Raw genomic sequence first — 23,967 nt, forward strand, 5'->3', positions numbered from 1 at the left:
ACACAAGAGGAGTATCGTGAGCCTGTATGCCCAGGAGAGGTTGCGCGTGCTCGTCGTCGACGACGAGCAGAGGATGCTGGACAGCATCGCGGCGATCCTCTCCGATGACGCCGACGTCACGACCAGCAGGTCCGCCCACCGGGCGCTCGAGCTGCTGCACACAGGCCAGTTCCACGTGGTCTGCTCCGATTACAAGATGCCGGGAATGAACGGCGAAGAGCTCCTGATGCGGGTCACCAGCCTGCCGCTCTACACGAGCTGCCTGCTGATCACCGGCGCCGAGGAGTACATCCGCTCCAGCGAGGGCGGCCGCCACTACGTCATCCTCAAGCCGTTCGAGCCCGCCCGGATCACCCGGCTCGTCCTGGAGCTCGCGCGCCTCGCCAGCGCGAGGCGGTCCGTCGACGCCCTCGCGAGCTCGTCCACGGCGCGCGAGGCGAGCTCGTCTCCCTCGATGCGGGGCGCGCCGCCGCACAGGTCGCCGGAGCCCCGCGACATGCCGGAGTCCTCGCAGCGCACCAGGGTGAGCTCGTACCCGCCCCCGTCCTCCCGCACGTCGAGCTGCGTCGGGGCGACGCGGCTCATCGACGCCGGGCTCCCGGCCCGATTCCTCAAGTGACGGCCCGCCGAGGCGAGCGCGGCGCCGAGGGAGCCGAGGGAGGTGAAGCCCCACGATGATGAGCCGAGATCCGCTCGGCGCGGCGGAGCAGATCGCGACGGCCGAGGAGATCGTCGCGACGCTGCGCCACGATCTGCGCAATTGCGTCGGGACGATCCGCAACGCGGCGTTCTTCCTCAGGCGCAAGGTCGCCCGGGAGCAGGTCTTCCAGGACGATCCGCGGGTGGAGCAGTTCCTCCACGTCATCGACGAGGAGGCGATCGCGGCGAGCGCGCTCGTCGACGGCGTCGTCGACGCGAAGGCGCACCTCCGGCGGGAGCCGGTGAGCGCGAGCGCCCTCGAGTGCGTCCGCCTGGCCGCGGCGTGCGCGCGCATCGCCGATCCGGGGACCCGCGTCGACGTCGACGCGACGGACGGGCTGGTCGAGGTCGATCCGGACGAGCTGTCCCTGGCGGTGCGGTGCCTCGTGGAGAACGCGGCGGAGGCGATGGCCGGCGGCGGGGTGGTCGCGCTGCGCGGGAGCGTGATCGGCGCGCGCTACCGCATCGAGGTCGGCGACACAGGGGCCGGCGTGCCCGAGGCGGAGCGCGAGGCGATCACGCGCCCGTTCTACACCACCAAGCCCGGCCGCCTCGGCCTCGGGCTCAACATCGCCGGGCGCGTGGCGCGCCGCTATTTCGGGACGCTCACCCTCGGCAGCGCCGCGCCCTGCGGCACGCGGGCCTGCATCGAGCTGCCCCTCGCGGCCACGCCCGAGCCGCCCACCGCCGGCCCCGCGGAGCCGCCGCCGTGACGGCGGGCGCGGCGGAGGCGCCGTGATGAGCATCCGGACCGCCCTCGCGCTGATCTTCGCCGTGGCCGCGGCGGTCGTCCTGCTCGCCACCGGCGCGCTCACCGTGACGTCCGCCCGGCTGGCGCTGCTCCAGCGGCGCTCCGAGCTGTCGTACGAGGCGCTCACCCGCCACATCACGCTCGCCAACCACGCCGGCCGCGCCATGCGGGAAGCCGCGGAGATCTCCCTCGGCGGCGGCGACACCGAGGAGCTCCGCCACCTGACCGAGCTCGTCGCGCGGGACCTCTCCGCGGTGGAGGCGCTCGAGCGGGCGTGGGTCGAGGACCCGCGCCTCCGCGAGGAGCCGGGCGAGGCCCAGGAAGCGGACGAGCGCCTGCGAAAGATGCGCGCGAGCCTCGCGAAGATCGCCGGGGACGTCGGCGAGGTGTCCCGCATGGCGAGCGCCGGGGAGCGGCTGGCCGCCCACCGGCGGTTCGTGGAGCGCCCCGAGGCCGAGTACGAGCGCGGGTTCGTGCCCCACATCGACGCGGCCATCCGCGACGCGCGGCGCGACGTCGCGCGAAACGCCGCGGCGGCGGGCCGCGCGAGCGCGAGGATCAGGATCGCGAGCATGGCCCTGATGACGGCGGCGCTCCTGCTCCTCGTCGTGCTCCTCGGCGGCCTCCTGCGCTCGATGGCGCGGGGGTTCAGCGCGCTCGCCGAGTGCTCGCGGCGCATCGCCGGAGGCGACCTCGACCACCGCGTGCCCGACCTGGGAAAGCACGAGTTCGGGCGTATCGGCGTCGCGCTCCGCCACATGGCCGAGAGCCTGCGCGAGGCCCAGGAGTCGCGGCTGCGCGTCGAGCGGCTCGCCGCGATAGGGCAGCTCGCGGCGAGCGTCGGCCACGAGCTCCGCAATCCGCTCGGCGCCGTCAGGAACGCGGCGTACTACCTCACGAAGCGCCTCGCCGGCACCGAGCTCGGCGCCGACCCGCGCGTCGCCCAGTTCCTCGGCCTCATGGAGAAGGAGCTCCTCGCGTGCACCAGGATCATCGGCGATCTCCTGGACTTCGCGCGGGAGCGCAGGCTCTGCCGCTCCGCGTGCCCGCTCGCGCCCCTCGTGGACGACGCGATCTCGGTCGTCGCGGCGCCCGCGCACGTGCGCCTCGTGAACCAGGTGTCCGCCGCGCTGCCGGTGCCGAGCCTCGACAAGGACCAGTTCCGCCAGGTGCTCGTGAACCTGATCCAGAACGCGGCCGAGGCGATCCCGGCCGGGCGCGAGGGGCGTGTGCTCGTGTCCGTGACGGTGTGCGACGACGCGCTGAACCTGTCGGTGGCCGATAACGGGGCCGGGATCGAGAAGGAGGACCTCGCGAAGATCTTCGAGCCGCTCTTCAGCACGAAGCTGAAGGGGACGGGCCTCGGGCTCGCCATCACCGCCGGCGTCGTCCGGATGCACGGCGGCACGATCGCGGTGGAGAGCGAGCTCGGCGCAGGGACGACGGTCACCCTCCGGCTCCCGCGCGCGGCGGCGCCCGAGGTACACTCCACACAGCCCGCGTGACAGGGGAAGGGGGACAGCCGTCGATGCAAGCGACAAGACGGGTGCTCGTGGTGGACGACGAGGAGGGGATGCGCGCCACGGTCGCCGCGAACCTCGAGCTCGAAGGGTACGAGGTCGTCGAGGCGCGGGACGGCGCGCACGCGCTCGAGCTCGTGCGGCAGCAGCGCTTCGCGCTCGTGCTGAGCGACGTGAAGATGCCCGGCCTCAACGGGGTCGAGACGTTCCGGGAGCTCCGGCGGATCCAGCCGGATCTTACGGTGGTGCTGATGACCGCGTTCGCGATCGAGCAGCTCATCGAGGAGGGCATCGGCGAGGGGGTTTACGCGATCATCTACAAGCCGTTCTCGATGGATCATCTCATGCGGATCGTGGCGCGGGCGATCGGGTCGTGCGGCGTGCTGGTGGTGGACGATCTCCCCGATGTGGCGGAGTCGATCGTGGCGGGGCTGAAGGCGGCGGGGCTGCGCGCCGAGGCCGTGTACGACGGGCACACGGCGATCCAGCGCGCGCGCGACGAGGCGGTCGACGTGTGCGTGCTCGACCTGGCGATGCCCTCCCTGGACGGCGTGAAGACGTACGAGCAGCTCCGGCGGATGAGCAGGCAGATCACGGTGATCGCGATGACCGGCCACGCGGCGCCGGAGATGATCCACGCGTTCACGAGCCGGGGCGGGTACGCCTGCCTGCACAAGCCGTTCGATGTGCGCGAGCTGATGCACACGATCGCGCGCGCCCGGAGCGATCCAGGGACATGCTGAGGGCCGTGGGACATCGCCCGGCGCGGCGGAGGCGGGCGCCGCGCCGTGCCCGGCCGGGAGCGCGCCGGCCGCGGCGGCGCCGGGGGGCGGCATGCGCCTGACGGTGCTGCTCGTGGACGACGACGCGTCGTCGCGGCTCGTGCTCGCGACGCTGCTCGAGGACGAGGGCTTCCAGGTCGACCTGGCGGGCTCGTTCGCCGAGGCCAGCCGGAAGCTCGCGGCGGAGGGCGCGGCGTACGACCTCGCGCTCCTCGATCAGAACCTCGGCGACGGCCGCGGCACCGACCTCCTTCCGGCGCTGCGGGCGCGCCTGCCGCGCGCGAAGGCGGTGCTGCTCAGCGGGAGCAGCGACGACGACCTCGGCGGCGCGCCGCCGCCCGACGCGGTGCTCTCCAAGGGGATCGACTTCCCGGAGCTGCTCGAGCGGCTCCGGCGGCTCGCCGGCTGAGGCGCCGCGCTCGTCGGCGGGGCGCCGCGCCCGCTCGTCCGGCGGCGCCCGCTACTGTCTGTCGGTCGCCTGCACGTCGCGCGGGTGGAGCGGGGCCGCCCCGGTCTCGGCGCAGTCGCAGACCTGGCAGCCGTTCTTGTCGGTCACGCAGCGGGTGTCGAGGCCCGGGCACAGGGGGCGATACTCGGTCGGGCAGGTGCCCGCTGCGGCCGTCGAGCTCGGCACCGAAGTCGCGGGGGACACCGCCGGGCACGGCGAGAAGCCGTGGTTGCAGGCGTGGCCGCACCCGAGGGCGCCGCCCGCGGCGAGCGCGACGAGCGCGGCGAGGAGCACGAGCAGCATGTCGGACCGGACGGCGCGCGCCGTGACGCAGCGCCGCGCGGGGGCCGCCTTGATGCGGCCCTCGCTGGGCGGGGCGGCGTCGCGCGGACCGGCGAGCCGCTCCCGCTCTCGACGGGCCGCCGGGCGCGCCTCGGCGCCGGTCAGGGAGAGGTCTTCCAGCGCGCCTGTCTGTGCTTGTTCGATCTTAAGCATGATCCGCCCGTTCCAGCGAAGCGCGGAGCCTCCGCGCGCTCGCAACCGTTCATGCTATGAAGGTCCTGGCTCGCTGGCAAGCAGGCGTATTTTTCCGCCTTGGGCGCCGCCGGAGGCGCTGTGCGGTGGTCGATGTGGGTGAGCTTGGGGGCAGCGCAGCGGTAGGGCGCCTCGATCCCTCGAACGCTTTGATTCCTTGATTCCATGCCTCACGCCTGGGCGCGCTGATAAAACGGATGTCCGGGCACGTTGAGGTTCAGGAAGGTGGTCTTCTCGGTCAACCAGTGATCCCGCCGGGCGGCGTCGCCGCGCTCCTCGTGATAGCGCGCGAGCAGGTCATAGCTCGACAGGGGACCCAGATCGTGATCGTGGAACACCTTCCGGAACAGGTCCTCTGCGGCGCTCTGGTGTCCGCCGCTCACCAGCGCGTCGGCGGCGCGGCAGAGCTCCGCGAAGCGCTCCTCCGAGAGCCAGGGCTTGTCCCGCAGCGCGTCCGGGTGGAGGAACTCCCGGGAGATGAGCTCTTCCAGGGTTCCGTTCATGTAGCAGTCGAGGATCAGATGGATACGGTCCTCGGAGCCGCGGTTGCAGGCGCCATGGCGCGTCTGGTGAGGAGACAGCTTCCAGAGAAAGCCGCTCTTCATGTGGACCGAGCGCGAGGGCAGGACGATGAGCGCGTCCGGGTTGGTCTTCAGGGGAACGTGGAGCCGCAGCCGGGGAACGCGGCTCAGGTTGTGAGCCCCGTAGTCCGTGTGCTCCCACAGGAACGCGTCCGGGTCGAGCCGGAGCAGCCTGACCCACATCAGCTTGAGGCCTGACCCCTCGACGAAGGCGCGGACCCGGGGCAGCCGCGGGACGACCTCGGTCGGGACGGGCGCGCAGTCGGCGAGGTCGTTCTCCTGCGAGTCCCCGCTCGCGTTGTAGAGCGCGGCCGTCTTCCACCCGCCGGACTGATACCGCGAGTAGTTCTCGGACCACGGGATGTCGGCGCGCGCGACGTCTTCGAGCATGCCGCCGATGACGTCGCGGGGGATCTCTCGGAGCTGGGACGTGTACTTCAGCATGAGGCCTCCATTCGGCGGCGCCTGGCAGAGGGCGAGATGGCGGGCGAGCCCTGCCCATCGACGTCGATGGGCCGCCGCGGCGCGCGGCGACCGGGCTTGATCCCGGGCGCGCCCACCCCTGATACTACTAATGTAACTTGATTGCAAATGAAATGAGGTCCACGGAGACGCGATCGCGTGCTGACCCGAGATCGTGGTCCCCGGAGCCACCTGCGCGCGTCGTGACCAGGATGGAGGTCCGAGCGGTGAGGATCAAATGCAAATTGGTTGCATTTAATCGACTCCCGTTGTAGATGGCGATCGAGGAGAGGACAGGTGAGCATCTCGGCAGCTTCTCCCGCGGCGGCCTTCCCGGCCTCGACCCCCCTGGCCGAGGCCGCCCGGGAGCTCGTGGAGGCGGGTCGATTCCTGAGCCTGCGCGACGCCGTGCCGGCCACGAGCGGCAATCTCTCGCGCCGGCTCGACGCGCGCACGGCGGCGGTCACGCGCTCCGGTGTGGACAAGGGCGAGCTGACCGATGCCGACATCTTGGTGGTGGACATCCATGCACCGCCGCCGCCGGGCTCCTCGGCGGAGACGCCGCTGCACCTCCACCTTTACCGCGAGCGCCCCGGGGTGGCCGCCGTGCTGCACACCCACTCGGTCGTCAGCGCGCTCCTGTCCTCGCTGCGCGAGGCCGAGGGTGGGATCGTGCTGCGCGGCTTCGAGCTGCTCAAGGCGCTCGGCGACACGCGCACCCACGAGGCGACCGTCGTGGTGCCTGTCTTCCCCAACGATCAGGACGTCCCGCGGCTCGCCGAGCGCGTGTCCGCGGAGCTGGCCCGCCGCCCGGAGGCGGTGGGCTATCTCATCGCGGGTCACGGTCTCTATGCCTGGGGCCGCTCCATGCGCGAGGCGCGCCGCCACACGGTGGCGCTGGAACACCTGCTCACCTACGAGCTCGAGAAGATGAGGTTGCGGCGATGAGTCATCTGACCATCTATCCCGAGGACCAGCCGGGTCAGCCGTCGGGTATGTTCACCGATCTCGACGACATCCGCCGCGAGCTCGGCGCCGTCGGCGTCCGCTTCGAGCGCGTGGACGCGTCCATCCCGCTGCCGGACGGCGCCGGGCAGGTGGAGGTGCTCGTCGCCTACCGCCACGTGGTGGAGGCCGAGCGAGCGGCGCACGGCTACGAGATCGTCGACGTGGTGCGCATGAAGCCGGACGCGCCGGCCGCGGAGCAAGCGCGGAAGAAGTTCCTCTCCGAGCACACGCACACCGAGGACGAGTCCCGCATCATGGTGGAGGGCAGCGGCTGCTTTTATCTGCACTCCGGGCAGCAGGTGTTCCAGATCGTGTGCACGCGCGGCGACCTCATCAGCGTGCCCGCCGGGATGCGGCACTGGTTCGATATGGGACCTCGGCCCCTGTTCGCGGCCATCCGCTTCTTCGAGCGGCCGGAGGGCTGGGTGGGTGACTTCACCGGGAGCAACATCGCGGACCTGTTCCCCAGGTACGCGCCGTGAGCGGGGTGCGGGCGGTCGTCACCGACATCGAGGGGACGACGAGCCCCATCGCCTTCGTGAAAGACGTCCTGTTCCCCTGTTGCAGCGTTCCAACCCGCTCAGCGCTCCCGGAGCCTCACCATGTCCCGTTCCCCCACACCCGTGCTCGGCGTCCTCGGCGGCAGCGGCCTGTACCAGATCGACGGCCTGAGCGACGTCACCTGGCGCAAGGTGTCCTCGCCCTTCGGCGACCCCTCGGATGAGCTGTGCTTCGGCACGCTGCACGGCCACCGCGTAGTGTTCCTGCCGCGGCACGGCCGCGGCCACCGCGTCCCGCCGTCGGAGATCAACTTCAGGGCGAACATCGACGCGCTCAAGCGCAGCGGCGTCACGGACGTCCTCTCGCTGTCCGCGGTGGGCAGCCTGCGCGAGGACCTGCCGCCGGGCACCTTCGTGGTGGTAGACCAGTTCATCGATCGCACGTTCGCGCGTCACAAGAGCTTCTTCTCCACGGGCATGGTGGCGCACGTATCCATGGCGAGGCCGGTGTGCCCGCGGCTGGGCGACGCGGTGATGGCCGCCTGCGAGGGCCTCGACATCACGGTGCGGCGCGGCGGCAAGTACCTGGTGATGGAAGGGCCGCAGTTCTCGTCGCTCGCCGAGAGCGAGCTGTACCGGGGCTGGGGCTGCGACGTCATCGGCATGACCAACATGCCCGAGGCCAAGCTCGCCCGGGAGGCGGAGCTCTGTTACGCGACGGTGGCCATGGTGACGGACTTCGATTGCTGGCACCCGGACCACGACGCCGTCAGCGTGGATCAGGTGGTCTCCGTGCTGCTGCGCAACGCCGACAGGGCGCGCGCGCTGGTGAAGAACGTGGTGCCTCTCCTGGGCAGCCATCAGGGCCCCTGCCGTCACGGCTGCCAGACGGCGCTGGACAGCGCGATCATCACCGCTCCGGAGGCGCGCGACCCCGCGCTCGTCGACAAGCTCGCCGCCGTGGCCGGCCGGGTGCTGCGTCCATGAAGGTCCTCGGGAAGCCCATGCGCTCCATCTGGGTCGAGGCCGACGGCTGGTCCGTCGGTGTCATCGACCAGACCCGACTGCCGCACCACGTCACGACAGCGCGGCTGGCCACGGCGGACGAAGCCGCGCGCGCGATCCGCGGCATGCTGGTGCGCGGGGCGCCCCTCATCGGCGCCACGGCCGCGTACGGGATGTGCCTCGCGCTGCGGCAGGATGCGTCGGACGGGGCGCTGGAACGGGCGTACGCGCTCCTCGGCAGCGCGCGCCCCACGGCCGTGAACCTGCGCTGGGCGCTCGACGAGGTGCGGCGCGCGGTGGCGCCGCTGCCGCCGCCGGAGCGCGCGGCCGCCGCCTACCGGCGCGCGGCGGCGCTGTGCGAAGAGGATGTCGCCATCAACCGCGCCATCGGCGAGCACGGGCTGCAGCTCCTTCACGAGGCCTGGGCGCGCAGAGGGCGCGAGGGGCGCGTCAACGTGCTCACCCACTGCAATGCGGGGTGGCTGGCCACCGTGGACTGGGGCACGGCGCTCGCGCCCATCTACATGGCGCACGACGCGGGTATCCCCGTTCACGTCTGGGTGGACGAGACGCGACCGCGCAACCAGGGCGCCGGCCTCACGGCGTGGGAGCTGGGCCAGCACGGCGTGCCGCACACCGTCATCGCCGACAACGCGGGGGGCCACCTCATGCAGCACGGCCTGGTGGACCTGTGCATCGTGGGCACGGACCGCACGACGGCGCGCGGCGACGTGGCGAACAAGATAGGCACCTACCTCAAGGCGCTCGCGGCCAAGGACAACGGCGTGCCCTTCTATGTGGCGCTCCCGTCGCCCACCATCGACTGGGCCCTTCAGGACGGCGTGCGCGAGATCCCCATCGAGCAGCGCGACGGCGCGGAGCTCTGCGACGTCACCGGGCGGCTACCGTCCGGCGAGCTCGCGACGGTGCGCATCACCCCGCCGGGGAGCCCGGCGGCCAACCACGCCTTCGACGTGACGCCCGCGCGGCTGGTCACGGCGCTCATCACCGAGCGCGGGGTGTGCGAGGCCTCCCCGGACGGGCTGCGGTCGCTCTTCCCGGAGCGGGCGCCGGTGGGCGCCTGAAGGGCTCGGGGCGCGGTCGCGGCGGCGCTCCCTCAGACCCGGCGTAGCCGCTCCGCCGCGCGTTCCAGCGTCTCGTCCCGCTTGGCGAAGCAGAACCGCAGGACGGGCCCGGGCTCCACACCGGAGAGGAACGGCGAGATCGGGATCGAGGCGACGCCGTGCTCGCGGAGGAGGCGCAGCGCGAAGTCGGCGTCTCGCTCGGTCGTGATCGCGGAGGTGTCGACCAGCTGGAAATACGTGCCCTCGCACGGCAGCGGACGGAACCGCGAGCCCTCGATGAGCCTCAGGAACAGGTCCCGCTTCGCCTGGTAGAAGGGCGCGAGATCGGCCGCGAGCGGGTCGCGCGACACGACCTCGGCATACGCGTGCTGGATGGCCGCATTCACCGCGAACGTCACGAACTGGTGCACCCGCTGGATCTCGGCCGAGAGCGGCTGCGGCGCCGCGCAATAGCCCACCTTCCAGCCGGTCGTGTGGTACGTCTTGCCGAAGGAGCTGATGACGACGGAGCGGTCGGAGAGCTCCGGGTACCGCGCGAGGCTCTCGTGCCGGCGCCCGTCGAAGAGGATGTGCTCGTACACCTCGTCGCTGACGACGATGACGTCCCGCCCGTCCACGACCCGCGCGAGCTCGCGCATGTCGTCGGCGGACAGCGCCGTTCCGGTCGGGTTGTGCGGCGAGTTGATGAGCAGGAGCCGCGTGCGCGGCGTGAGCGCGCGCCGCACCTCGTCCCAGTCGACGCGGTACTCCGGAAACCGGAGCGTGACGAACACGGGCGTTCCGCCGTTCAGCTGCACGGCCGGCGCGTACGAGTCGTAACAGGGCTGGAACAGGATGACCTCGTCCCCGGGGCGGACGAACGCGGTGATCGTGCTGAAGATGCCCTCGGTCGCGCCCGAGGTGATCGTGATCTCGGTCGCCGGATCGTAGCGGCGGCCATAGAGCCGCTCGATCTTCAGGGCCAGCGCCTCGCGCAGGGCCAGCACCCCCTGCATCGGGGCATACTGGTTGTGGCCGGCGCGCATGTGGCGGGCCACGGCCTCGCAGAGCTCCGGCGCGCAGTCGAAATCCGGAAAGCCCTGCGACAGGTTGATGGCGCCGTGCTCGTTCGCCAGGCGCGACATCACCGTGAAGATGCTGACGCCGGTCGACGGCAGCTTCGATGGGAACGCAGGCGTGGTCATGATGGGCTCCTCGGCCGGGTCCTGACAGGCCGGGATCGTAGCATGCGACCCCCTCAGCCGGCGCCCCGGTCGTGCCCCGGCCGCTCGGCGATGATCACCGAGTTGATCACCTCGTCGTGCGGATGGATCTCCAGGAGCGGCTCGAACGGCGCCATTCCATGGATGTCGACCTCGGGGTAAAGGAGCGTGCGGAGGCGCTGCGAGCTGCGGACGAGGAGCAGCGCGCCCGGGCGCATCACGCCGTGGAGGTGGTGGAGCAGGCGGCTCTTCTCGCGCCGGTTCATGCCGACGAGCGCGGCCAGGAACACGCAGTCGAACTCCGAGAGGTCGGTGCAGGACAGCGCGTCGGCGCAGGCGAACTCGAGCCTGTCCGAGAGCCCGAGCCGCCGCGCGATCGCGCGGGCGGCGGCGCACGCCTCCTCGTCGACGTCGATGTTGCTGACCGCGAGGCCGTGGCGCTCCGCGAGCAGGATCGAGGTGAAGGGGAGCGGCCCGGAGCCGATGAACAGCACGCGCCGCGGCAGCTCGTCGCGCACGCCCCGCAGGCTGGAGAGCTCGAGCCGGGTCAGCTTCTCGTAGTTGACGGCGTAGGGGAAGCTCCGGAGCTCGGCCGCCGGGTCGTCCGCCGCGACGATGCGCCGCGCCCAGTGGCGCTCCAGCTCGAACTCACCGCGTGAGCAGACGCGCCACAGGCCCTCCCGGATCGTGCTCACGACCGGATCTCCGAGCACCTCGTCGGCCTCGCCGCGCGATCGGGACATGGAGATGCTCACGAGCTCGCCGAACAGGTGGTTCACCCGCTGGCTCGGCTCGAGGGAGCCCATGGTCGCGAGCTCCTGGTAGATGAGGTGAATGCGTGTCGAAAGCGAAGGATCGGTGATCGTGTTCATGGGGCCCTCCAGATCAGCGGAGCCGTTCGTCAGGGTCGGTGTGCCAGGGCAAGGGCGTGACGCTCCCGTCGTAAGCCGCCGGCAAAAGCGCGCGGAGCCGCGCCGCGGCGTCGTCGGGCCAGTCCGCCGGCACGTACGGCAGCCGCTCATCCACCCCCGTCCGGAGCGTGAAGCGGGCGCGGACGCACTCGGGTAGATCGCGACAGGCCGGGATGTACCAGAGGCTCAGCGCGGTGCGCTCCGCGTCGCTGTCGTTCGCGTGGGTGGCGTGCAGGAGGCGCACGTCGACGACGACCAGATCGCCCGCCTTGACCGCGATCGTAATCTCGTCGGGATAGCTGCGGAAGGCGGGCGAGCCCGGATCCCGCATGCGCTCCAGATCCGGGATGCTGGCCCCGCGCAGCGGCTCATGGAGCGGGTGGCGTCTCCTGTGGCTGCCCGGGATCACGCGGAGACAGCCGTTGTGGGGGGTCGTGTCGACGAGGTAGTAGATGAGGATCAGCTCGTGCGGCTCCGGCTCGTACGCGACCGCGTGGTTCCAGATCGTGCAGTCCTGGTGCCAGAAGGTCCGCGGTGTCCTCGGCAGCTTGTTGAAGACGATGCCGTGCTCGTAGCGCGGCTCGTCGAGCTCGAGGCGACGGAGCTCGGCGAGGGCCCGCGGGTGCGCGATGAGGTCGACGAACCCCGGCTCTCGCAGGATATCGAGCAGGCTGCCGATCGCGGCGTGCTTCTCCTGGTAGTCCCTGGCCTGCTGCGGGGCGAGGATCCGCCTCGCGAGCGCGTGGTACCGGCGCACCTCGTCGAGACCGAGGACGCCGGGGACCACGGTGTATCCCTCGGCGAGGAGGCGCGCCCGGTCCGTCCTCCATGGCGGTGTGCCCGGAGGAGGGCTCGCGACCGGCTCATCCATCACATTCATAAGGACTCCCTTCCCAAGCAACGTGCCTCTTCGAACCACAGCGCCGCTGCCGCAGGCGGCAGGGCGCGCAACGTCATGGCGCCGAGGGCGCGCAGGCGGTTGACGGGAGATCAGGCGCGAGATCGTCGGGCGTACCGTGTGATCTCGAGACCTGGCGCGCCGCGCGCGGGGTCTTCGCCGCACGGCTCCAGACGTCCCTTCGCCGCAGGCATGATGGGACCGCCGGCGGTCTTGTTGCCGCCGGCAGGCTCCTTATGTGCCAGCGGAAACAAAAAGTCAATTGCAAATGAGTTGCGATTATTGCGGGCCTCGCCCATGGGACGTCGTCTACCGGTCGCGACGCGCCCCGGATCATGCGGCCCGCGACGGCGAGAGGTGCGGCGCCTGGCGCCGGAGGATGCCCTCCGCGGTGTACAGGCGGGAGAACAGGTTGCGCGTGGCCGGGTCCGGGTCCTCCCAGAGCCTCTTCAGGTACCTCCGATCGATGAGGCCGGTGCTGCTCAGCACACAACCAGGGTCGAACAGGATGGCTGCCCTCTCCACGAACGGCCTCGAGAACCACATCTCTCCGGGGATGGGGAACCCTTGCTTCTTGCGCGAGGCGATGACCGGGGGAACGAGATCCGCGAGGGCCTGCTTGTAGATTCCCTTCTCGTGACCGCCGAGCTGCTTCAGCCGGCTATGGAAATCGAAGGCGCTGCGGACGACCCCGGCGCTCGCGAGGGGCGAGCGGGCCTCGACGCTGTGGCGCATGCTGATGAGATCCATCTGCCGGAACTCGTAGACGGCGAGCCGGCCGTGGAAGTGCAGGAGCTGCACGGCCTGCAGGCTGTCGAGCGGCCAGTCGCGGTAGAGCGAGAGGATCTCGCGGTATTTGCCGGTCGTCAGGCGCGCGGCGTCGTGGTGAGGCATGAGCTGCCCGAGGTCGGTCGTCCCGGACCAGCGGAAGGTCGCGTAGTAGCGCTCGGCGAGCTCGGAGAGGGGCACGTCCGCCATCGCCTGGCCGTAGGAGTAGCCGTCGAAGATCTCGTCAGGTCCGCTCCCGGAGAAGATGACGCGCGTCTCTCGGCCGGCCTCCTCGAAGAGCCGGATGAGGCAGGGCGCCTCCTGGGAGCCGAGCGGCTCGCCGGCGATCGCGATCCACCGGTCGAGGTAAGCGCAGTAGTCGGCGTCCGACAGCGTGATCTCGGTGTGCTCCGTCGAGAGCTCCCGGGCCAGCTCTCTCGAGTAGGCGAACTCGTCGAAGACGCTGGTGCTCCGAGGGAGGAGCTGACCCGTCGGCCGAAAGCCGATAGAGAACGTTTTCATGGGGAGGCCCGCCCGTCGCGCCGCTGCGAGGACGGCCGTGGAGTCGATACCGCCGCTCAGCAGGAGGCCGTAGGGGACCTCCAGATCGAACGTGTTGCGGCAGCCGTCGACGACGGCGTCCCTGATCTCCTGCTGGACCGCGGGGACGTCGATCCTCGACAGGTCGCCGCGCGGGATCCTGTAGAAGCGCCCTGCCTCCTGCCGCTCGGGCGTCCTCTTGAGCCAGGTGCCGGACTCGAGCTTCCGGATCTGCCGGATGTGCGTCGCGCTGCCGAGGATGAAGCGGTGCGCGGTGAACTCCGCGAGACCTTCGAGGTCCCAGTCCTTCCTCCGGTAGGGGTTCTTGACGAGCGGGTCGATCTCCGAGGCGAAGACCAGCGCGTCGTCGTCCTCCCATAGATAGACGGTCTTCTGCCCGGTGGGGTCGCAGGCGATGACCCCCGTCTGCGTCGCATTGTCGAAGAGGGCGAAGGCGAACATGCCCTCGAGCCGCTCCAGGCAGGCGAGCCCCCAGGCCTCGTACGCCGCGAGGATGACCTCGGTGTCCGAGGCGGTCCTGAACCGGAAGCCCGACAGCCGCCTTCGCAGGTCGCGGTGGTTGTAGATCTCGCCGTTATAGACGATGGCGAGGCGCCCATCGATCGAGGTGAGCGGCATGTCCGCGCCCGGGTTCCCGGCGTCGGTGATGCGCAGCCGGTTGCTCCCGAGGAGAGCCCAGCTCGCGCACTGCAGGGCGCCCCGCGCGTCGGGCCCGCGGTGGTGCATCGCGTCGAGGAGCAACGCCATCTCGTCGTGCTGCGCGGCGGCGATGGGCCGCTTCTTGTTGAAGATGCCGGCGATGGAACACATCGAGCATTCTCCTGGAAGTGAGGGGACGACGGCCCGCGGGGAGCGGGCGTCAGGCGGCGACGGGCTCTCGAGAGCGCGCCGGGAACGCCAGCGGCACGAGCCTCGGGAGCGCCAGCTGGAGATAGAGAGAGCGCGTCAGGCTGAACAGGAGGAAGGCCATCCAGAGCCCGTGGTTGCCCCAGCGGGCCGAGAAGACGGGCCAGGTGACGAAGAAGACCACGGTGGCGGCGAGCAGCGAGTTGCGGACGGGGCCAGCCCGGGTCGCGCCCGTGAAGACGCACTCGAGGATCATGCTCCAGAAGATCGCGACCGGGAACAGGACCATCCAGACGTAGTAGCGGCCCGTCGTCTGCACGATGGACTCCACCGGGGTGAACAGCCCGAGGAGGGCCGGCTGCGCGACGAGGCACCCGAGGCTGATGGCCAGCGCGGACAGCGAGGCAGTCCAGAACGAGAGCCGGAGGGTGTCGTGGAAGCGCTGCCGGGACTGAGCCCCGATCGCCTGGCCAGCGAGCATCCCCGCGGTGTTGCCGAGCCCGCCGAGCGCGCTGGAGATGACGATCTGCATGTGCATGAGGATCGCGTTGACGGCCAGGACCTCGGGGCCGAGCAGCGCGCTCTGGCGCGTGATCCAGCCGAAGACGCCGAGGAGGCAGGTGGTGCGCACCAGCACGTCGCCGTTCACCCGCCACATGCGGGTGATCGCGTGGACATCGACGAAGTGCTGCCCTCGGAGATGGACGCCCCGCAGGTGGCCTCTGCGCCAGATCACAAGGAAACCGGCCAGGACCTTCGTCACCTCGGCCAGCACGGTGGCCCAGGCGACGCCGCTCACCCCGAGGCCGAGCACCTTCACGAAGGTGACGGTCAGGACGAGGTTGAGGAGGTCCATCCCGACATAAAGGAGCATGGCCCAGCGCACCTCGGCCATGCCGATGAGCCAGCCTGCGACCACGTAGCCCATCAGCACCGCAGGCGCCCCCCAGATGCGCGCCTCGTAGTAGGCTGCCGCGTGAGACGCGATCGCTCCGTGGGCGCCCATCAGATCGAGGCCGGCGGCCCCCAGAGGCGCCTTCAGCAGCAGAAAGACGCAGCCGACCAGACCGGCGAAGACCAGCGGGCGAAACAGCTGCAAGGCGGCTTCCTGGCGATCGTCGGCGCCGCGCGCCTGGGCGGCGAAGCCGCTCGTGCTGGTCCGGAAGAAGCCGAGGAGCCAGTAGAGCGTGTTGAAGATCTGACTGCCGACGGCGACTCCGCCCATCGTGGTCGCGTCGCCGAAGTGCCCCATGACGGCGGTGTCGGTGGCGTTCATGATAGGCCCCGACAGGCCGGCGAGGGTCAGGGGAAGCGCGAGCTTCCAGTACGACCCGAAGCTCAAGGGCGGCTCGCCGGGCTGGGTTCGGTGCTGGGCCATCGGTCGATCCCTCGTCAGCGCTCGTCCAGCGTGAAGGAGAGGAGGTGTGTCAGGATCTTGTCGTAGGGAGCGGACCAGGTCTTCCGTCTCACGATCTCGAGCCTGAAGCCCCGCCGCAGGGCGTGCGCCACGATGCCCCGCAGGTCGCTCGCGTTGGACAGCACGGTGACGACCCTGCCGCCCGGCGCGAGCAGCGCTCGCGAGGCGATCTCGTCGAAGAAGCGCACCATGATCGCGGAGCCCGAGAAGTTCACCCGGGTGAGATCGGGATCGTCCGAGCGCAGCGGGTTCGCGGGCGGGTTGAAGACGATCACGTCGGCGCGCTCGCCGCGCGGCAGCGCGGAGAAGAGATCCGAGATCACGAAGTGATGCCGTTCGGGGTCGCGCGGCCCCGTGTGCCGCTCGAAGCTCGCGAGGCTCGACGCGACGCTCGCTTCATGGATGTCCATGGCGTGGATCTCCCGCGCGCCGCGCCGTCGCGCGAGGACGGGCTCGACGCCCGCCCCGCACCCCATCACGATGACCGCGGCGCCCTGCGTCTCGACGAGCCCGTCGTGCAGGGCGTCGAAGATCACCTCGCTCGTCCCGCCCGGCACGAGGACGCCGGACGGGACCGCGAAATTCAACCCGCGATAGACGTAGTCGCCCCCCGCGACCTGGGTGCCCCGGTTGACCCGCTCGATCTCCTCGGCGGAGAGCGTGGGCGGCAGCGAGAGATAGAGGGTCCTGAGCGGTTCGGCGAGCGCAGCGAGCTCATCCGGGGTGAAGAGCAGACCGTCGATGTCCTCGATCCGCGGCGTTCGATCATCCATGGCTCACGTCTCCCGCGCGTTCCCGTCGCGCGTCATCAATCCGTGGCGGCGACTCGGGGGCTCCTGGCCGGCGGCCGGCCGGAGAGAGCTCCTCTTTCGCGACGGTCGCCTCCTCCGGCCGCGGGGTCGCGTCGATGCGGCGAACGGCCCGCGGGAGCATGACGCCGAGCAGCCCGAGGACGCCGACGAGCCCCGCGAGCGCGGAGAGCGGCGCCGGCTGCCCGGCGCCCGCGAATCGATGGCGCGGGACGGCGTCGATGTCGAACGCCGCGAGGCCCTCGTAGTTGAAGACGAGCGGATAGAAATACTGCTTCAGCTGGCCATGGTAGGCGGCGATGCTGTCCCGGAAGGCGAGCTCCGTGGCCATGTCCGTGCCCGCGATCCGGTCGAGCAGGAGCTGGAGCGCGAGGGGCGGCAGGGCGAGGGCGGCCCGCTCGGTCCAGCGCTCTCGGCGCGCGAGCGCCGCGTGATACGCATCGACCTGCCGGGCGACGTGCGCGTCGCCCATCTCGTGCATGGCGTAGTACCAGGGCCAGGAGAAGCGGTCCTCGGGCACGGGGGTAGAGGCCCACTCGGGGCGCCGCGCGAAGAACGGATCGAGGGTGGCGCGCTTCGGCCGGTCCCAGCCCGCGTTCATCTCCTGACGCTGCGCGAGCGTGAGCTCGACGCCGCCGCGGGCGGGAGAGGCCGTGAGGATCGCGAGGTTGACGAGCGCGGGCAGGAGGACGCACCAGGCCATCCAGGCGCCCACGAGCGTGATGGCGTTCCACGCCGACGAGCGGCGCAACGAGGCCACGAGGAAGACCAGGGCGAACCAGAGCGCGATGTACGCGAGCGAGGCGAGCGCGAAGGCGCCGGCGCGCGCGTCGAGCGGCAGGCCGAGCCAGGCGACGGCGAAGGCGAACAGCGCGAGCGCCACGGCGGCGACGAGCGCGGCGCGCAGCCCGAGCCGGACCGCGAGCAGGCGCGACAGGCGCGTCGGCTGGGAGCAGACGAGCGCTTCCGTGCCGAGGTCGTCGTCGCGCGAGCGGACATCGTAGCTCACGCCGATGATGAAGAGCGGGACGAGGAAGATGAGGACGAACCCGTAATCGAAGCTGCCGGCGAGCTGCTTGAGCGGATTGGCGATGTCCGTCTGGTAGAGCTGGGGCACGAGGCCGATGAAGCGCAGGTGCCGGCTGTACGGGTGCACGTCGCGCAGCCCGGTCGACAGCGCCGTCCATTCGTTCGGCTCGTGCGCGATCGGCATCGCGAGGTAGTAGAGGACGAGGCCGAGGTCGTCGTGCGGCGCGTGGGTCTCGCGGAGATAGCTCTCCTCCTCCCTGAGCGCAGGCTCGAGCGCCGCGATGATCTCGCGCTCCGCGGCGACGCGGGCCGCGCCGTCCACGATGGCGGCGACACCGGCCGCGAGCAGGAGCGAGGCGGTGACGAGGAGCACCCGCGCGCGGAGGAGCTGGCGGAGCTCGAGGCGAGCCCATGCGACAAACGGGTTCACGATGCCTCTCCGTGGCGGCGGGTGAAGAGCGCGACCCCGAGCGAGAGCGCCGCCGCCCACGCGAGCACGGCGAGGCCCGCGGGCGCGACGCGGGACAGCGCCCATCCGGCGGCAGGCCGCCTGTGCTCGAAGGGGGAGAGCTCGCTCCACTCGGCCCGATCGACCCGCTGCGCCTTGTCGTTGTGCCAGCGGATCCTGGTGATGTGCAGGTGGTTCAGGCGCTGGATGAAGGCGTAGCGGTGCGCCTCGGCCTGCTGCTCGAAGTCGACGAGGTGGTGGGCGTCGGTGCCGGCGAGCCCCATCGAGAACGACCGGATCGCGAGCAGCGGCGTGAACAGGCCCGCCTTTAGCGCGAGCCCGTTCTGGGCGCGATGCGCGTCGAACAGGCGCGTATAGTAGTCGTTGAACAGCGCGGTCGTGACCTTCTCCCCCTCGCGCATCACGACGCCGCCGTAGTTGACCGGGAGGTCCTCGACCCGCGACGCGCCGTGCTCGGCCAGGGTGCGGCGCTGCAGCTCCTGGAAATGCGGATTCCCGGGATCGTGGCTGTCGCCGACGTCGCGGATCGCCCGCGCGAGATCGAGCTCGACCTGGGCCCGCGAGGGCGTCGGGTGGAGGCGGCTCGCGGCCTGGGTGGCGAGCCGCGGCACGACGATCCAGAGCGCGACCCACAGGCCGAGCAGCGTCAGGAGGGCGCCCTGCGCGCGGCGGTGGAAGGACGAGACGAGCACGCCGAGCGCCGTGCAGGCGGTCAGATAGACGGCATAGCCGCCCGCGAGGAGCGCGGCGCGGACGAGCGTGTCCCCGGAGGCGTCGAGGACGCCCGTGAGCAGCGCGCCGGCGAGCGCGAGCGCGAGGAGCGGCGCGAGCCACAGCGCGACCGCGAGCAGCGTCCCGAGGGCCTTGCCGGCGATGAGGGCGCGCGCGTCCACGCCCTGGGAGATGGCGAGAGCCCATGTCCCTGCCTCGCGCTCGCCGGCGACGCTGGCGAAGGTCATGCAGAAGATGAGCAGCGGGAGCAGGATTTGGAGGACGAAGGCGGCGCTCGGGGTCCCGAAGCGCGCGAGCTCGCTCGACTGCGCGGCCTCGCTGAAGCTCAGCGCGTTGCGCTGGTGCGGCTCGAGGAAGAGGGAGGTGCCGGCGAAGGACTCGAGTCCTGGGTCGAAGAAGCCGAGCGGGCTCGGTGGCCGGAAGGCGAAGGATCCGTAATGGGCGGCGCGGTGCGGGTGGCGATCGGGCTGGTCGACCCACTGGCGGTGGACGAGCTCCTGGAGGGCCGCGCGCTGGCGGGCCTCCCCGGTGTGGCGCGCGGCCTCGAGCAGGAACGCCGCGACGAGGAGCGCCGCGACGAGCGCGGCGGCGATGCGGAAGGTGCGGTTGCGGAACGCGCGGATCGCCTCGTGCCGCGCCGCTGTGAAGAGGGCTCTCATGCGCTGACTCCCTGAGGGGCTCGTCGGACCGCGGCGGTCTCAGAAGCGCAAGGTGCCAGTCACGTACGCCGAGCGAGCGTTGCCCGGGTTGTGCTGGGCCCCTGCGGCGCCGAAGTCCTTGTACCAGATGGACGTGTCGTACGACGGGTCGAGCAGGTTGTTCACCTCGACGCCGACCGAGAGAGCCTCGCTCACGTCGTAGGCCGCGCTCGCGTTGACGACGACGTAATCGCCGACCTTCCGCGCGCCGTGCTCCGGCGTGTTGTTCTCCTTGTTCAGGTAGTAATCGCCCTGCGCGTAGCAGAAGAGCGAGACGAGCAGCTCCTGCACGGGGCGCACGTCGATCCCACCCTTGGCGCTGAAGCTCGGGACGTGATCGAGCTCCTTGCCCTGGTTCGCGGCGAGCGCAGGCCCGGGCTCGACCTGCTCCGAGATGGCGCGACTGAACGCGCCCCACACCGAGAGGAACTCGAACGGTTGCAGCGTGAGCTCGACGTCGAAGCCGCGCCGCAGCGTCTCGCCGACGTTCTCGGCGTCGCCGGAGCCGTCGCCCTTGTCCCGCACCTCGCCGCTCGCGCGCTGCTCCCAGTAGGCGATGTGGCTCGTGACCCACGGGAAGACGCTCGACCTATAGCCGATCTCCCATCCGTCGTTGATCGACGGATCGAGGGGGGTGCCCTGAACGGCATAGGCGCCCTTGCCGGTGCCGATCTGGAACGTGCGCCCGTAGTTGGCGTACAGGCTCTGTCCCTTCACCGGCGTGACCATGACGCTCGCCTTCGGCTGCCAGATGAAGCCGTAATCGTTGAGAGCGTGATCGACCCTGCGGGCCGCCTCGCCCTCGGGCTGCTCCAGGAAGCTGCCGGCGCCGGCCAGGCGGTCGGCCCGCAGCGCGGCCACCAGCTTGATCGGCTTGATCGGGCTCGCGCTCGCCTGCACGTAGGAGCCGGCGGCGTGAAGGGCGAAGTCCTCGTCGCGGAACGCGGCGCCTTGCCGCTGGCGATCGACCGTGGGGATGCGCTGGTATCGGTTGTCCTGCAGCTGGTAGTCGACCCCCCACTCGACGGTGAGGCCGAGCGCCCGGGGGTCGCGCGCGCGGTACGTGAGCACCGAGATCGCGCCGTACTGCCTGTCGTTCTCGACCCGCTGCTGCTGGTCGAGGTCGGGATCGAACTTCACCCACCGGTCCCGCAGGAACGCCTGCCCGTAGCCCTTGAGTTGCCACGAGAGGCCCTGGGTGAGCTCGTGATCCAGGTGGACGCTCGCGTGGAGGGTCGTCTGCCGGCCGCCGTCGGTCGCCGAATGGGCAGGCGACACCGTGGGGCGCGCGCGCGCGTCCTCTTCCGACAGGTAGCCGGGGGCGTCCGCGTCGAGGAGCATGCCGCGCAGGATGAGCCCGACCCGGAGCTCCCTGGACGGCTCATAGAACCACTTGGCCGAGCCCGCGACCCTGTCGGCCCTCGCGTGATCGCGGTAGTTGTCCGAGCCGCGGTACCCGGCGAAGTAGGTCTGGCTCAGGGCGTCGTGCTCGGTCGCGACGAGCACCTGGGGCTCGACGGTCCAGAAGCTCCCGGCGAGGAGCCGGGCGATGCGCTCGCTCCCCGTCTTGCGGGTGATGACATGGATGTTGCCAGCGACGTTGTTCAGGCCATAGCGCGGGTCGTTCGTGCCCTTGACGACCTCCATCCGCTCGATCTCGAGCGGAAAGACGGCCTTCATGTCGGGGAGGCCGACGTGGTGGTTGCTGGGGATGCCGTCGATGAGGAGCTTCGTGTGGGCGACGTCGCCCTGCGTGTTGAAGCCGCGGAGCCCCACGTCGGCGTTGATGATGCCCTGGTTGAAGGACTCGACGTAGACCGCGGGGACGCGCCGGAGCAGCTCGAGCGGCTCGGCCGTGCTCTGCCCCTGGATCTCCTCGCCGCCGAGGATATCGACCGAGGTCACGACGTCGGCGCTGTCGAGCGGGCCGACTCGCTGGCCGATGACGACGACCTCCTCGCCGAGCGCGACGGAGGCGTCGAGCGCCGCGGTCTCTGGGGCGCCGGCCGGCGCGGCGCCTCCCGGGGGCGCCGCCGCAGCGGCGGGGGTCGAGAGGAGCGCGGCGAGCGCGGTGGCGAGGCCGGAGGTGCGCGCGCGCGGGGTCATGACAGGGCCTGCGGCACAGGCGCGGCGGGAGCGGCGGGCGCGCCGCCGCGCGGGGGGAGCGGCGGAGCCGCGTCGCCGGGGGGGTCGAAGTGCCGGCGATACAGCGAGAGGACCTCGGCCTCGGACAGGCCGGCGGCGCTCGTGATCTCGACGAGCCGGCCGGCCTTCATGACGCCGATCCGGTGCGCGATGCTCGCGACGGCGCCGAGGTCGTGGGTCACCATCAGCACGGCGGCGCCGCGGTCGCCCTCGCGCCGGATCGCGGCGCAGAGCTCGCGGACGGCGCCCGGATCCAGCCCGGAGGTCGGCTCGTCGAGGAGCAGGGCGCTGGCGCTCTTCGCCTGCGAGAGGGCGAGGACGACCTTCTGCCGCATGCCCTTCGAGTAACCGCTCGCCGGGCGGCGCACGGCGCCCTCGGGCAGCCCGGCCGCGGTGAGCAGCCGCGAGAGCTCCGCCGAGGGGGGCACGCGCGCCTGCGACAGGCCGAGGAAATAAGCGAGGTTCTCGCAGCCGGTGAGGTGCGGATAGAGCTGCACCTGCTCAGGGACGTAGGCGATCCGCCGCCGCGCCCCGATGGGATCGGGCTCCACGTGAGCGGAGCCCACGTAGGCGGCGCCGGAGGAAGGCCTCGTGAAGCCGAGGAAGAGGCTCAGCGTGGTGGTCTTGCCCGCCCCGTTGGGGCCGAGGAGACAGAACACCTCTCCGGCCGGGACCTCGAGATCGAGCGCGTCGAGCGCGGGGACGCCCCCGTAGGTTTTCGAAAGCTTGTTCGCCGTGAGCATGACTGGGCAGCCGGGGCCATCGCCGCCGGCGCGCACCTTATGCGAGCGTAACAAATGAAAGTCAAATGCAAATGTGATGCATTTGCATTTGAGACGCTTCTTCGTCTCCTGGTCGACGCGGGGCGGCCATCAAGGTGAGCGCCGTCTGCCCGGGCGGCGTCGAGACCCACTTCGCGCTCGGCGACGGGCGCACCGCGGGCTCGGGGCGCATGCAGGGCTCCTCCACCGCGGAGGACGTGGCTGAGGCCGGGGTGCTCGCCGCGCTGCCGCGGGACCGCTCGCGCATCGTGCAGATCGTGATGCGGCCCATGAACGAGGCCACCTGGCGCGGGGCCCGGAGGCGGCGATCACCTCGCCCGTGTCATCGATCCCGGTGCAGGGGCGGGGCGGGCAGGTGGCGGCTCGAATGCGGGAACGGCTTCGTCCCGCACACGATGTAGCCGACGCTGCCGCCGGCGCTCGCGTACGTCCCCCGGGCGATCGCCTCGGCATTTCTGTGCGCCGCGGCCAGCGCCGCCGCCCAGCACGCCTCGAACTCGTGCTCCTCGCCGCCGCCGGCGAGGAAATAGCGATGCGTGTCGGACCGGCTCCAGATCCAGAAGTCGCGCCGGGCGAAGCCGGAGATCTCCTCCACGGTCGCGCGCTGCTCCGCCGACGCATAGGGCGGCAGGACCACGCTCGCCTTGTCGTTGAGATAGACCTGGATATCGAGGAGACCGTGCCTGGCGAAGAGCTCGGGGACGAGCTCGCCCAGCGAGCTGTGCCCTTCGCCCAGGGCCGCCTTGCCCCGCTCGCACAGGAGCTGGAAGCGCACGAGGGTGAGGGTCTGCTCCACCGGCGCGCTCAGCACGGCCGCGTCGAGCAGGGCGCCGGCCAGGTTGTTCGGCTCGGCGGCGGCCACGAGCCCGCCCGGCCTGGCGACGCGGACCATCTCGGCGATCATCGCGGCCGGATCCGCGGCGTGGATCAGCACCGTCTGGCACGTCACGAGATCGAACGTGTCGCCCTCGAACGGCAGCTGCTCGGCGATCCCGACCTGATAACGAAACCGCTCCGCCTCCCCGCGCGCCGCCGCGCGCTCGGCCGCCTTCTCGACCCAGATGGGATCGCGGTCGACGCCGGTGATGCGCGCCGCCCTGGGCAGGACGCCGCCGAGCACGCGCCCCCAGTGCCCCACGCCGCACCCGACGTCGAGCACCTCGCGCACCCGGCTCAGGCCCCACCTCCGCGCGAGGAGCTCGACGTAATCGTGATTCCACCAGCTGTCGCGCGTGTCGCCGAAGTACTCGGCCGAGTGCGAGGGGTGCTCGGAGAATTCATTTCCCATGACAAGGCACCTCGGGCGGACCTCACGAGAAGGCGTG

At 71.1% G+C, this 23,967-nt stretch carries 22 protein-coding genes; 9 read left to right on the top strand and 13 right to left on the bottom strand.

Going from position 1 to position 23,967, the window contains the following annotated elements; translation table 11 throughout:
• The first annotated feature begins 16 nt into the window (after positions 1–16).
• The 5 genes from WMF36_RS45100 (at position 17) to WMF36_RS45120 (ending at position 4,161) form a co-directional block, all read left to right on the top strand.
• Positions 17–619 carry a response regulator gene (locus WMF36_RS45100; RefSeq protein WP_437577040.1) on the top strand — a complete coding sequence of 201 codons (603 nt, stop codon included), beginning with the start codon at positions 17–19 and terminating at the stop codon, positions 617–619.
• A 55-nt stretch (positions 620–674) separates the two neighbouring features.
• Positions 675–1,412, top strand: coding sequence for an ATP-binding protein (locus WMF36_RS45105; RefSeq protein WP_437577041.1), 738 nt, complete (start codon positions 675–677; stop codon positions 1,410–1,412).
• 25 nt (positions 1,413–1,437) lie between these two features.
• Positions 1,438–2,955 carry a sensor histidine kinase gene (locus tag WMF36_RS45110; protein WP_437577042.1) on the top strand — a complete coding sequence of 506 codons (1,518 nt, stop codon included), beginning with the start codon at positions 1,438–1,440 and terminating at the stop codon, positions 2,953–2,955.
• Positions 2,956–2,978: 23 nt separating this feature from the next.
• The gene (locus tag WMF36_RS45115) at positions 2,979–3,713 is read left to right on the top strand and encodes a response regulator (RefSeq protein WP_437577043.1); all 735 of its coding nucleotides are present in this window, start codon (positions 2,979–2,981) and stop codon (positions 3,711–3,713) included.
• A gap of 91 nt (positions 3,714–3,804) precedes the next feature.
• Positions 3,805–4,161, top strand: coding sequence for a response regulator (locus WMF36_RS45120; RefSeq protein WP_437577044.1), 357 nt, complete (start codon positions 3,805–3,807; stop codon positions 4,159–4,161).
• 51 nt (positions 4,162–4,212) lie between these two features.
• Here the strand turns inward: WMF36_RS45120 and WMF36_RS45125 are convergent, their stop codons facing one another.
• Entirely contained in the window at positions 4,213–4,695 is a 483-nt protein-coding gene (locus WMF36_RS45125; RefSeq protein WP_437577045.1) for a hypothetical protein, read from the bottom strand.
• A 209-nt stretch (positions 4,696–4,904) separates the two neighbouring features.
• Positions 4,905–5,759, bottom strand: coding sequence for an aspartyl/asparaginyl beta-hydroxylase domain-containing protein (locus WMF36_RS45130; protein ID WP_437577046.1), 855 nt, complete (start codon positions 5,757–5,759; stop codon positions 4,905–4,907).
• A 321-nt stretch (positions 5,760–6,080) separates the two neighbouring features.
• On the opposite strand from WMF36_RS45130, the gene WMF36_RS45135 reads away from it, so the two are divergent.
• The 4 genes from WMF36_RS45135 (at position 6,081) to mtnA (ending at position 9,375) form a co-directional block, all read left to right on the top strand.
• Positions 6,081–6,725, top strand: coding sequence for a methylthioribulose 1-phosphate dehydratase (locus WMF36_RS45135; RefSeq protein WP_437582046.1), 645 nt, complete (start codon positions 6,081–6,083; stop codon positions 6,723–6,725).
• Positions 6,722–7,267: a 1,2-dihydroxy-3-keto-5-methylthiopentene dioxygenase gene (locus WMF36_RS45140; RefSeq protein ID WP_437577047.1), complete on the top strand. Its 546-nt coding sequence runs from the start codon at positions 6,722–6,724 to the stop codon at positions 7,265–7,267. Before WMF36_RS45135 ends, WMF36_RS45140 begins: the two co-directional genes overlap by 4 nt.
• A gap of 120 nt (positions 7,268–7,387) precedes the next feature.
• Positions 7,388–8,272, top strand: a complete 885-nt coding sequence (locus tag WMF36_RS45145) for an S-methyl-5'-thioadenosine phosphorylase (protein WP_437577048.1) — start codon at positions 7,388–7,390, stop codon at positions 8,270–8,272.
• Positions 8,269–9,375 carry an S-methyl-5-thioribose-1-phosphate isomerase gene (gene mtnA / locus WMF36_RS45150; RefSeq protein ID WP_437577049.1) on the top strand — a complete coding sequence of 369 codons (1,107 nt, stop codon included), beginning with the start codon at positions 8,269–8,271 and terminating at the stop codon, positions 9,373–9,375. The genes WMF36_RS45145 and mtnA overlap by 4 nt, the downstream gene beginning before the upstream one ends.
• Positions 9,376–9,407: 32 nt before the next feature.
• Here the strand turns inward: mtnA and WMF36_RS45155 are convergent, their stop codons facing one another.
• The 11 genes from WMF36_RS45155 to WMF36_RS45205 all read right to left on the bottom strand — a co-directional run bounded on the left by WMF36_RS45155 (position 9,408) and on the right by WMF36_RS45205 (position 23,930).
• Positions 9,408–10,559 carry a methionine aminotransferase gene (locus WMF36_RS45155; protein ID WP_437577050.1) on the bottom strand — a complete coding sequence of 384 codons (1,152 nt, stop codon included), beginning with the start codon at positions 10,557–10,559 and terminating at the stop codon, positions 9,408–9,410.
• A gap of 53 nt (positions 10,560–10,612) precedes the next feature.
• Positions 10,613–11,449 carry a nicotianamine synthase family protein gene (locus WMF36_RS45160; protein ID WP_437577051.1) on the bottom strand — a complete coding sequence of 279 codons (837 nt, stop codon included), beginning with the start codon at positions 11,447–11,449 and terminating at the stop codon, positions 10,613–10,615.
• A 13-nt stretch (positions 11,450–11,462) separates the two neighbouring features.
• Complete coding sequence (locus WMF36_RS45165; protein WP_437577052.1) at positions 11,463–12,368, bottom strand: phytanoyl-CoA dioxygenase family protein; 906 nt, start codon at positions 12,366–12,368, stop codon at positions 11,463–11,465.
• A 351-nt stretch (positions 12,369–12,719) separates the two neighbouring features.
• Positions 12,720–14,525, bottom strand: coding sequence for an asparagine synthase (glutamine-hydrolyzing) (asnB, locus tag WMF36_RS45170; protein WP_437577053.1), 1,806 nt, complete (start codon positions 14,523–14,525; stop codon positions 12,720–12,722).
• Positions 14,526–14,574: 49 nt separating this feature from the next.
• Positions 14,575–15,939, bottom strand: coding sequence for an MATE family efflux transporter (locus WMF36_RS45175; RefSeq protein ID WP_437577054.1), 1,365 nt, complete (start codon positions 15,937–15,939; stop codon positions 14,575–14,577).
• A 14-nt stretch (positions 15,940–15,953) separates the two neighbouring features.
• Complete coding sequence (locus WMF36_RS45180) at positions 15,954–16,751, bottom strand: methyltransferase (protein WP_437577055.1); 798 nt, start codon at positions 16,749–16,751, stop codon at positions 15,954–15,956.
• Positions 16,744–18,246, bottom strand: a complete 1,503-nt coding sequence (locus WMF36_RS45185; protein WP_437577056.1) for a DUF3526 domain-containing protein — start codon at positions 18,244–18,246, stop codon at positions 16,744–16,746. The genes WMF36_RS45180 and WMF36_RS45185 overlap by 8 nt, the downstream gene beginning before the upstream one ends.
• Positions 18,243–19,676, bottom strand: a complete 1,434-nt coding sequence (locus WMF36_RS45190; protein ID WP_437577057.1) for a DUF3526 domain-containing protein — start codon at positions 19,674–19,676, stop codon at positions 18,243–18,245. Before WMF36_RS45190 ends, WMF36_RS45185 begins: the two co-directional genes overlap by 4 nt.
• 39 nt (positions 19,677–19,715) lie before the next feature.
• Positions 19,716–21,821: a TonB-dependent receptor gene (locus WMF36_RS45195; protein ID WP_437577058.1), complete on the bottom strand. Its 2,106-nt coding sequence runs from the start codon at positions 21,819–21,821 to the stop codon at positions 19,716–19,718.
• Positions 21,818–22,603 (bottom strand): ABC transporter ATP-binding protein, encoded by a 786-nt coding sequence (locus tag WMF36_RS45200; protein ID WP_437577059.1) that lies wholly within the window; start codon positions 22,601–22,603, stop codon positions 21,818–21,820. Before WMF36_RS45200 ends, WMF36_RS45195 begins: the two co-directional genes overlap by 4 nt.
• A 361-nt stretch (positions 22,604–22,964) precedes the next feature.
• The gene (locus WMF36_RS45205; RefSeq protein WP_437577060.1) at positions 22,965–23,930 is read right to left on the bottom strand and encodes a class I SAM-dependent methyltransferase; all 966 of its coding nucleotides are present in this window, start codon (positions 23,928–23,930) and stop codon (positions 22,965–22,967) included.
• Positions 23,931–23,967: the final 37 nt, after the last annotated feature.

This window comes from Sorangium sp. So ce887 (assembly GCF_051521455.1).
Taxonomy (GTDB): Bacteria; Myxococcota_A; Polyangia; order Polyangiales; family Polyangiaceae; genus Sorangium.